Genomic DNA, 9,641 nt, shown 5'->3' on the forward strand with positions numbered 1-9,641 from the left:
GGGTGGCGCCGTGCAACGCCTCAGGCGTCGCCTTGCGGCAGCCACTTGCGGATTATCGCAAACAGCTTGTCTGGATTGAACGGCTTGGAGATGAAGTCGTTCATCCCCGCCTCGAGGCAGCGCGCCCTGTCTTCGGCGAAGGCATTCGCCGTGACGGCGATGATCGGCACCGCGGCCCCATTGGCCGAGGCGCGGATGTGTCGGGTGGCTTCGATACCGCCCATGGTGGGCATCTGGATGTCCATCAGGATCAGCGCGTAATCGTGGGCAGCCGCCATCTCGACCGCAACGTCGCCGTCCGCCGCCGGATCGACGATGAGACCCGTGTCTTCGAGCACCACGATCGCTATTTCACGATTCATCGGATCGTCCTCGACCAGCAGGATGCGCCGCCGGTCCGTCTGCGCCACGACCACGCCGCCTGCAAGCTGGGCGCGCACGGCCGGCGCGGTGCTGGCGGCCGGCGCCCGCCCCTTCGCCAGGCGCGCCGTGAACCAGAAGGTGCTGCCGACCCCGGGCTCGCTCTTGACGCCCGCGCTGCCGCCCATCAGTTCCGCCAGGCGCCGGGTGATGGCGAGGCCGAGGCCGGTGCCGCCATACTTGCGGGTGGTGGAGTTGTCCGCCTGCTCGAAGGTGGAGAACAGCCTGGCCAAGGCCTGCGCGTCGATGCCGATGCCGGTGTCCTCGACCTCGAAGCGCACCAGCACCTCGTCGGGCAATTCCTCGATCAGCCGCGCGCGCAAGGTCACGGTGCCACGCTCGGTGAACTTGATCGCATTGGTGGCGTAGTTGAGCAGCGCCTGCTGCAGCCGGGTCGGATCGCCGAGCAAGCGGCCGGACAGCTGCTGCGTTTCGACCACCAGCCTCAGCCGCTTGGCCTGCGCGCGCTCGAACAGCATGGACGCGACGCTGGCGGTGATGGCGCCGACCGTGACTTCGGCCTGTTCGAGTTCGAGCTTGCCGGCCTCGATCTTGGAAATGTCGAGGATGGCGTTGATGATCTCCAGCAGGTGCTCGCTTGCCACGCCGATCTTGTCCAGCCGTTCTTCCTGCTTCGGGGTCACGCCCGAGCGACGCAACAGGCTGGTCATGCCGACAATGGCATTCATCGGTGTGCGAATCTCGTGGCTCATGTTGGCAAGGAATGCGCTCTTGGCGATGTTGGCGGCCTCGGCCTGGTTCTTGGCGATCACCAGTTCCGCCGTGCGCTCCGCGACCCGCGCCTCCAGGCTTTCGTTGGCTTCACGCAGGGAACGCTCCGCCTGCTTGAGGTTGGTGATGTCGCGGAAGGAGAAAACCCGTCCGATCGGCCGGCCGCGAGCGTACTGCGGCAGCGTGACGCGTTCCAGAGTGCTGCCGGAACGCAGGGACAGCACATCGCTGGTTTCCAGCAGCGGTTCGCCGGTGATGGCCGCAAGGCGATCGGCATAGGCGGCGGGGTCGAGCATACCCTGCGCCATCCACTCGCGGATCGCGGCGTCGTCGCGCCGTGTTTCCAGTTCCTGCGGCAGGTTCCATAGTTCAGCAAAGCGCCGGTTGTAGTTCCGGATCGCGCCATGCAGGTCGATGACGAGGATGCCATCGGCGGTCGATTCCAGCGTGGCGCGCAGTTCGGCCAGCAGCCGCTCCAGATCCGCCTCGGTGCGCCGCTCGGCGGACTGGTCGCGCATGTCGACCACGAAAACGCTTGTGCCGCCGACCGTGACCCGGCTGACCGTGCGCTCGACATGCACGCTGCCGCCGTCGCCGCGCACCAGCAGGGTTTCCGACCGGATGCGGTCGCCCTGGCCACGCGCCGCATCCTCCCAGAAGCAGACATCCTCCGGGGTCGCCGCCAGCTCCAGGGCCGGCTTGCCGACCAGCGCTGCGGCCGGCACGCCGAGCAGGTCCGCGGCGGCCCGGTTCACTGCAACGACGCGCAACGACGTCGCGTCGACGATCCATACGGCATTGCCCATGGCTTCGATCAGCGGCAGCCAGTCCGGCCGGGTCATGACGCCACCTCGCTTTCACCGCCCGGGCGAGCGCGCTCGAAGTAGTAGCAAAGGCGCTTGCGCGGCGACAGATAGTCGTACACGGCGCGGGGCAGCTGCAGCGGCTTCAGGCTGCGACGGATGCCGATTGTCGGCAAATGTTCGAGGTCCTCGACCATGGCTTCGGCGCGCGGCACGCGCGGCTCGAAGATGACAATGCGCGGCTTGAGCGGGCGCAGGGAATTCACCGAAACGACCAGCGCATAGCGGCCGTCGGTCAGTTCGACCGCCGAGCCGGGCGGATAGACGCCCATCATGCGGATGAAGAGGGTCAGCACCTCGCTGTCGTAGTGGGGCCTCATCAGTGCGTAGATCTGCGACAGCGCATTGTGCGGCGTGAGCGCCAGCGACGGGTTCTGCGGGTTGCACAGGTTGTCGTACTGGTTGACCAGGGCGCAGATGCGCGCCGGCCGTGCAATGGCGGCGCCCGCCAGGCGGCGCGGATAGCCGCTGCCGTCGGCCAGCTCATGGTGTTCGGCGATCGCGGCTAGCGCACGTGGCGCGAGCTGCATGGCCTGGCCGATGGCGACGCCATGGGCGACATGCTCCTGGTGCAATTTTCGTTCGGCGGGGTTGAAATCCGGATCGGACCAGCGCAGGCGTTCCGCCAGACGCATCTTGCCGATGTCGTGCAACAGCGCGCCGGTGCCAACCTCGGCCAGTTCAGCCGAATCCAGGCCGAGGGCCTTGCCCAGCAGCAGCGCGATGACTGTCACATTGACGGCGTGCAGGGAAGATTTCTCGCCAGCGTTTTCGGACAGCAGGCGAATGTCCGATTCCCCGTGCTCCAGCATCTTCTCCACCATGCCGCCGACGATCTGTTCCGAGCGCAGGCGTGCCATCCCAGGCTGGACATCAACGTTGTCCACCACCTGGCGGAACCCATGCGCCGCGACGGCAAACTGCCGCTCGCAGATGGCCAGGCTTTCCTGCTGGGCCGCCAGCAACTGGCGGCGCTGGCGCACCAGCTCGGCTTCGGCCACCACCGCGTCGACCACCGCCTGGCGCGCGACATGGTTGCCGTTGGGCGGCAACTGTGGTGCCCGCTTTTCACGTATCACGTCCGGGTCGCTCTGCTCGGGCGACCAGCGGATCTGCCCGATGCCGAAGCCGCGGATGGTCTCGATCTGGTCGCGCGACGAAATCCGGAAGCTGTTGAGTGCGAACGGATGCTTCATCCAGTCAAGGTCCAGAAAGACGTACATGCCTACCCGCAGGTCGCTTACGTCGATGAATTTTGCTTCGCTGTTCTGCATTGCCTTGTCGAACCTGCGGAAAATGGAATGAAGCACCCAGTATGTATAACTATCGCACTAAAACCTGCAGGTCCGGTATCCGTAGTCGCCGCATTGAGGATTGCATCCACCCTGAGAGAGTCATATATTAGATATGGCTAATACCCTAGGGCTGATCATGGATTCCGACCGTATTGTGCTGGCCGACGAGACCTACCAAAAGGCAACCCAGTACGAACTCGACTACGGTTGCTGTCCGCAGTGCGTACTTGCCACCGCGCAGGAAACCATCGGCATTGTCGGCGACCAGATGGTCAAGGCGAGCCATGGACTCTCGGGCGGCGGCGCCCCGTTCGGCGAAGGCGTCTGCGGCACGCTCACCGGCGGCCTTCTGGCGCTGAGCGCGAAGTACGGGCGCGATCGCGACAAACCGGACAAGGGCCGCTACATCAACAACGTCAAGAAAGCGAAGAAGCTCAGGGAGCGCTTTCGCGCGGAGTTCGGCGGCATTGCCTGCCGCGAACTGCAGCAGTAGTTCACCGGCCGCACCTACGACATGTGGAATGCCGCCGAATACGAGGCTTTCGACTCCGCGCACGGCGGCAAGTGCGCCCATGCCAATGGCATCGTGACAAAATGGGTGATCGAGATCCTATAGGCGAACGAAGGAGGCGACCGGCTTAGGCCTCGACCGGCATGCCGGCGGCCTTCCACTCGGGAAAGCCGTCTTCCAGGCGCCGTGCCTTGTAGCCTTTTTCCCGCAACAGGGCCACGGCGTCCACCGACAACAGGCAATAGGGGCCGCGGCAGTAAGCGATGACCTCACGTCCCTTGGGCAGGCGCTTGAGGTGGCCGCCGAGGGCTTGCACGGTGATATTGACGGCGCCCGGCAAATGGCCCGCGGCATATTCCTCAGGCGGACGCACGTCGAGTACGGTGACCAAGCCCAGCCGGGCGCGTTCCATAAGCTCTTCCGCCGGTATCGGTTCCAGGTCGTCACGCGCCGTGATGTAGGTGCGCAGCAGTTGCGAGACCTCGGCGACGCGAGTTTCCGCCACCACGCGCAGGGAACCCAGCAGATCGACGACATCGGGCCCCGCCACTTCGTAAAACACACGCACGCCTTCCTTGCGCGCCCGGACCAACCCGGCCAGGCGCAGTTCCTGGAGGTGCTTCGAGGCATTGGCGACCGACAGATGCGTCATGTTGGCCAGTTCATCGACGCCGCGCGGCCCCTGCGCGACGAACTCGAGCAGCTCCAAGCGGTTGGCATGGCCGACCGCCTTGGCCACCCGCGCCAGTTGTGCATAGACGTCCTGCTTGAAATTTCCGCCTGACATTTGCAATGCGCTCCTCGTTGTTCGCCAGCGTTCGCCTGCCTGCGCGTCCCTGAATTGTACCGGGCTAGCCCGACAGCGGCCTCATGAAGTCATCGTGGATCGCCTGCAAGCGAACCATCAACGCATTTAGCGTCCCTGGCGCCACTCCCAGCCCGGCAAGGTGAATGCGGATCTCCTCCGGCGTCAGGATGAACGCATCTTCCGGCTGCAGCGCGACATCGCGGATGGCCAGGCTCGGGAACCCCTCGCCATGCGCATCACGGGTTTCGCTGTGCACCACGCTGTGCGGCCAGCCGGTGACCGCTTCGATGGCTTCCGCATAGCGGGTGTAGAGGCCGCAACGCCCGCCGGGGGGCTGCTGCGAAATGACCTTGACCGGACTCACGACGGGCGGCCCATCAGAACACCAGAACCTTGTCAGCCCAGACCGTCCATTCGGTCAGTTGCGCCAGCGTGCCGCGCAGCGCGCCCGCCACCAGCTCGCCTTCGGCGATGCCACGCGCGTCCATGCAGGTGCCGCAGACAGCTACCTCGGCGTTGCGCCGCGCGACCATGCCCAGCATGTCGCCGGCGTTGTAGTAACCCTGGGGCACCTTCTGCCCGGACTTGGCGCAGGCGGCGGCATCGCCCATGAGGAACACACGGACCTGCCCGCCCTCGACCTTGGCCAGCGAAATCGCAAGGCGCAAGGCGTTGTAACTGCGCTCCGTGCCATACGGCGGATCGTTGAGTATGAATAGATGCTTTGCCATTTCCCTTGCCTCCAATCTTTTCCGAACAGGGCGGTCGGCCCCGCGGGGAATTGCCCCTTGACATCCCGCAGCGGCCTTCGTACTATTCAACTGTTTGGTTGATTATTTGAATATTAGCCGCTTCTCATTCCGGGCGCAAGCGGCATTTACGAGGAGGGTTCGCATGGCGTTCAATGAATTTGCGCTGGCCAACGAAACGGTGACCCGGCTTTCCTTCTTCTTCGGCATCTTCGCCCTGATGGCGGTCTGGGAAGTCGCCGCACCGCGCCGTGCGCGCTTGCATACCCGCACCCGGCGCTGGAGCGCCAACCTCGGGCTGGTGGTGTTCAACACCGTGCTGGTGCGCCTGACCTTCCCCTTCGCCTCCGTGGCCTTCGCCACGCTGGCCGCGCAGCGCGGCTGGGGCCTGCTCAACAACATCGACCTGCCCGACGGGCTGGCGCTGGTGCTGGCCGTGGTTGCAATGGACTTCGCGATATGGGTCCAGCACGTGATGGTCCATGCCGTGCCGGTGCTGTGGCGCCTGCATCAGGTGCACCACGCCGACCCGGATTACGACTTGACCACCGGCGCGCGCTTCCACCCGCTCGAGATCATCCTCTCGATGCTGATCAAGTTCGCCGTGATCGCCGTGATCGGCGCACCGGCCGCCGCCGTGCTGGTATTCGAGGTGCTGCTCAATGCCACGGCGATGTTCAACCACGGCAACGTCAAGCTGCCCGCCGCTGCCGATGCCGGCCTGCGCGTGCTGCTGGTGACGCCCGACATGCACCGCGTGCACCACTCCACCGACAACGCCGAGGCCAACAGCAACTTCGGTTTCAACCTTTCGGTCTGGGACCGACTCTTTGGCACCTACCGTGCCGCCACACGCCTGCCGCAGGAGAGCATGGAAATCGGCGTCGCCGGCCTTGGCGGCGACCCGCGCTGCGTCAGCCTGCCCGGGATGCTGGCAATTCCCTTCATCAATTCCGGCGAGGGCTATGCAATCGGCCACGGCGGCGCGGCCGGCCATGAAGCCCGCTAGCCTGGCACGCCTCGCCCTGGGCATCGCCCTGGTCGCGGGCCTGGCCCTGGCCTTCGCCAACCGCGAACAGTTCTCGCAGGAGGCGCTGCAAGCCTGGCTTACGTCGGCCGGCTGGTGGGCGCCAGTTTTGTTCATCGCGATCTACGCCGCCGGCACCGTGCTGTTCCTCCCCGGTTCGGTGCTGACGCTGACCGCCGGCGCCCTGTTCGGCATCCTGCCCGGTGCACTCTACAGCCTGGCCGGCGCCACGCTGGGCGCCGTGCTGGCCTTCCTCGTCGCGCGCCACCTGGCCGGCGAGTGGGTGGCGCGGAAGGCCGGCGGACACCTCAAGCAACTGATCGAGGGCGTCGAGGCCGAGGGCTGGCGCTTCGTCGCCTTCGTCCGGCTGGTTCCGCTCTTCCCCTTCAATGTGGTGAATTACGCCCTGGGCCTGACACGCATTCCGCTGGCCGCCTACGCACTGGCTTCCGCCGTGTGCATGCTGCCCGGCGCGCTGGCCTATGCCTGGCTGGGCCATGCCGGGCGCGCGGCGCTGGCCGGTGATGCCAACGCCATCCGCAACGGCCTGCTGGCGCTGGCCGTCGCAGCGGCGCTGATGTTCCTGCCGCGCCTGGTGCGCCAGTTCAAGGCCGGCCTGATGATCACGCCGGAAATGCTGCGCGCTCTGCAGGCGGCAGGCGGCATTGCCGTGATCGACGTCCGCGAGGCAAAGGACTTCGATGGCGAAACCGGCCATGTGCCCGGCGCCATCAACCTGCCGCTGGGCGAGTTGCGGGCGCGCATCGATGAACTCGGCTCCTGGCGCAAGGACGGGATCGTGCTGATCTGCCGCACCCAGGTGCGTTCGGGGCAGGCCGCGCGCCTGCTGGCGAAGCATGGCTTTTCCGGCCTGCGCGTCGTACGCGGCGGCATCCTCGCCTGGCGCGAACTGGGCTATCCGACCGCCGGCGCCACCACTCCCGCCACCCCTATCGCGGAGAACGCCCTTGGCCACCATCACGCTTGAACAACCCATCGGCGGCTTTCCGCGCGCGCCGCATTGCGTCACGGCGGACGAGCAGGACACCCTGCCCTCGCGCTATGGCTGGCCGGTCAAGCTGCTGTCGCTGGCGGCCTTCACCCTGGCCTTCGTCGGCTGGCTCAACGAGACCTGGCTATTCCTTTTCGAGAGCCCGATCTGGCTCAACCGTTACACCGAATACGCCATCATCCTGGCCTTCGGCATCTGGCGCATCGTCGCCGAAAAAAATGCCTACACGCGGCGCCGCCTGATCATCCTGGTCGGCGTGGTCACCGGCCTGTGGTGGCTGGTGCCCTGGCTTAATCCCTTCTTCGAACCCTACATCGGCTACCTCTGGTCGCAACCGGTGTTTCCCTCTTTGCATACGCCGGGCACGTTGACTTTCTTCCTCGTGCTGGCGCTGGTCTTCTTTTTCGGCCGGCGCGTGATCTGCGGCTTCGGCTGCCCCTGCGTCGGCATCCGCGAGACGGTGGGCTTCGCCTTCCGCGAGAATTCCCCGCGCGGCGAATTGGCCTGGAAGCTGCGCCACATCAAATGGCTGTTCTTCGTCTACTACGTCGGCGTGCTGGTGGTGACGCAATACCCGCCCAACTCCTGGACGATTTCCTTCGTTAGCGGCTTTTACCTGCTGGTCGCCGCCACCTACTTCGGCACCTTTTTCATCGCGCCGCTGGTCGGCAACCGAGCCTACTGCCGCTTCCTCTGCCCCTTCGGCGCCACCTTCGGCCTGCTCAACCATGCCGGCTTCTACGACGTGAAGATGGACGAGAAACGCTGCATCGACTGCGGCCGCTGCGAACAGGCCTGCGACATGGGCATCCCGGTGTGGAAGCAGGGCAAGGCCCACGGCCGCGTCACCGGCCTCGAAGACTGCATGGGCTGCGCGCGCTGCGTGGTCTCCTGCCCCACCGACGCGCTGGAAATCCGCGACGTGCGCAACCTGCTGCGTCCGGCGCTGAGGCAGGACGCGACCCATCTCCTGCGCCGCGTCGCCGCGCCGGAACTGCCGCGCATCGACGCCTGCGCCGAGCGCCTGCCGCTGGCCGAGATCCAGGCCCAGGCCACGCGCTGCCTCGACTGCGGCGAACCGACCTGCCGCACGGCCTGCCCGCTGCACAACCGCATACCCGAGTGGCTGATGCAGGCCGCCAAGGGCAGGATCGAGGCCGCCGCCGAAATCATGGCCTCTACCTCGCCGATGCCGGAACTCTGCGGCGCGCTGTGCCCGCAGGACCGGCTCTGCGAAGGCTCCTGTGCCCGCGTGCGGCAGGGCGAGGCGGCCGTCGCCATCGGCGCCATCGAGCACGCGGTGACCGAGGAAGCCCTGGCCCGCGGCTGGCGTCCGCAACTGGCACCGGCCAAACGCATCGACAAGGACGCCGCGGTAATCGGCGCCGGCCCGGCCGGACTGGCCTTCGCCGAGGCAATGAATCGCGCCGGCTGGAACGTGACGGTTTACGACCGCGATACGCAGGTCGGCGGCATGCTGTCCAGCGGCCTGCCACCCTTCCGCTTCGACAAGCGCGCGCTGGACCGCCGCCGCATCCTGCTGGAGCAGGCCGGCATCCGTTTCGAGCTCGGCACCGAGGTCGATGCCGAACGCTTCCTGCAATTGCGCGACGACAACGAGGCGGTCTTCCTCGGCCTCGGCGCGCGCCAGGCGCGCGAGGTTTCGCTGCCGGGGCGCGAGCTGTTCGGCGTCGATGACGCGTTGTCCTATCTCGGCCGCATCAACCGTGGCAAGGACGGAGCCGTCGCCGGCAGCCTCGTCGGCAAGCGTGTGCTGGTGCTGGGCGGCGGCGACACGGCGATGGATTGCGCGCGCGCCGCGTTGCGCGACGGCGCAACCAGTGTGGCGATCGCCTATCGCGGCACGGCCGAGAAGCTGCGTGCCAACCCGCACGAGCGCGTCGCGGCGATTGAGGAAGGCGTGAGTTTCCTCTTCGAGCACACGCCGCTCGCCATCGAAGGCGACGCCTCAGTGCGTAGCGTGAACTTCAAAGTCGGCGCTGACGCTACGGCGATTTCCGTGCCCTGTGATGCCGTGATCCTCGCCTTCGGCCAGCAGCCGGCGGCGCCCTACTGGCTTGAAGCCGGCGGCGTCGCCACCGAATACGGCGCGATCAAGGTCGACGCCCACGGCCGCACTTCCCACCCGCGCATCTTCGCCGGCGGCGATGCCGTGCATGGCGCCGACCTGATCGTCACCGCCGCCGCCGCCGGCCGCCGCGCC

Annotated in this window: 9 protein-coding genes; 4 read left to right on the forward strand and 5 right to left on the reverse strand. The window is 66.5% G+C overall.

What is annotated here, in order from left to right; genetic code table 11:
• Positions 1–20 precede the first annotated feature (20 nt).
• Together J0M27_RS17665 and J0M27_RS17670 are read right to left on the reverse strand one after the other, a co-directional pair.
• Positions 21–1,994 (reverse strand): PAS domain-containing hybrid sensor histidine kinase/response regulator, encoded by a 1,974-nt coding sequence (locus tag J0M27_RS17665; RefSeq protein ID WP_294994795.1) that lies wholly within the window; start codon positions 1,992–1,994, stop codon positions 21–23.
• The gene (locus tag J0M27_RS17670) at positions 1,991–3,289 is read right to left on the reverse strand and encodes an HD-GYP domain-containing protein (protein ID WP_294994798.1); all 1,299 of its coding nucleotides are present in this window, start codon (positions 3,287–3,289) and stop codon (positions 1,991–1,993) included. Before J0M27_RS17670 ends, J0M27_RS17665 begins: the two co-directional genes overlap by 4 nt.
• Before the next feature lie 133 nt (positions 3,290–3,422).
• Here J0M27_RS17670 and J0M27_RS17675 point away from each other — a divergent pair, with 133 nt between their 5' ends.
• Positions 3,423–3,803, forward strand: a complete 381-nt coding sequence (locus J0M27_RS17675) for a C-GCAxxG-C-C family protein (protein ID WP_294994800.1) — start codon at positions 3,423–3,425, stop codon at positions 3,801–3,803.
• A gap of 145 nt (positions 3,804–3,948) precedes the next feature.
• Here the strand turns inward: J0M27_RS17675 and J0M27_RS17680 are convergent, their stop codons facing one another.
• From J0M27_RS17680 to J0M27_RS17690, 3 genes are all read right to left on the reverse strand, one after another.
• Positions 3,949–4,608 (reverse strand): metalloregulator ArsR/SmtB family transcription factor, encoded by a 660-nt coding sequence (locus J0M27_RS17680; protein WP_294994803.1) that lies wholly within the window; start codon positions 4,606–4,608, stop codon positions 3,949–3,951.
• A gap of 64 nt (positions 4,609–4,672) precedes the next feature.
• Positions 4,673–4,993: a hypothetical protein gene (locus J0M27_RS17685; protein ID WP_294994805.1), complete on the reverse strand. Its 321-nt coding sequence runs from the start codon at positions 4,991–4,993 to the stop codon at positions 4,673–4,675.
• A 13-nt stretch (positions 4,994–5,006) separates the two neighbouring features.
• Positions 5,007–5,360, reverse strand: a complete 354-nt coding sequence (locus J0M27_RS17690; RefSeq protein ID WP_294994808.1) for a DsrE family protein — start codon at positions 5,358–5,360, stop codon at positions 5,007–5,009.
• 163 nt (positions 5,361–5,523) lie between these two features.
• Between J0M27_RS17690 and J0M27_RS17695 the strand changes: the two genes are divergently transcribed.
• The 3 genes from J0M27_RS17695 to J0M27_RS17705 form a co-directional block, all read left to right on the forward strand.
• Positions 5,524–6,387 carry a sterol desaturase family protein gene (locus J0M27_RS17695; protein ID WP_294994811.1) on the forward strand — a complete coding sequence of 288 codons (864 nt, stop codon included), beginning with the start codon at positions 5,524–5,526 and terminating at the stop codon, positions 6,385–6,387.
• Positions 6,374–7,393, forward strand: a complete 1,020-nt coding sequence (locus J0M27_RS17700; RefSeq protein WP_294994814.1) for a VTT domain-containing protein — start codon at positions 6,374–6,376, stop codon at positions 7,391–7,393. The genes J0M27_RS17695 and J0M27_RS17700 overlap by 14 nt, the downstream gene beginning before the upstream one ends.
• Positions 7,374–9,641, forward strand: a 2,268-nt coding sequence (locus J0M27_RS17705; protein WP_294994817.1) for an FAD-dependent oxidoreductase, incomplete at its 3' end; no start/stop codon positions are given. The genes J0M27_RS17700 and J0M27_RS17705, both read left to right, overlap by 20 nt.

It is taken from the genome of Sulfuritalea sp. (assembly GCF_017302275.1).
GTDB lineage: Bacteria > Pseudomonadota > Gammaproteobacteria > Burkholderiales > Rhodocyclaceae > Sulfuritalea.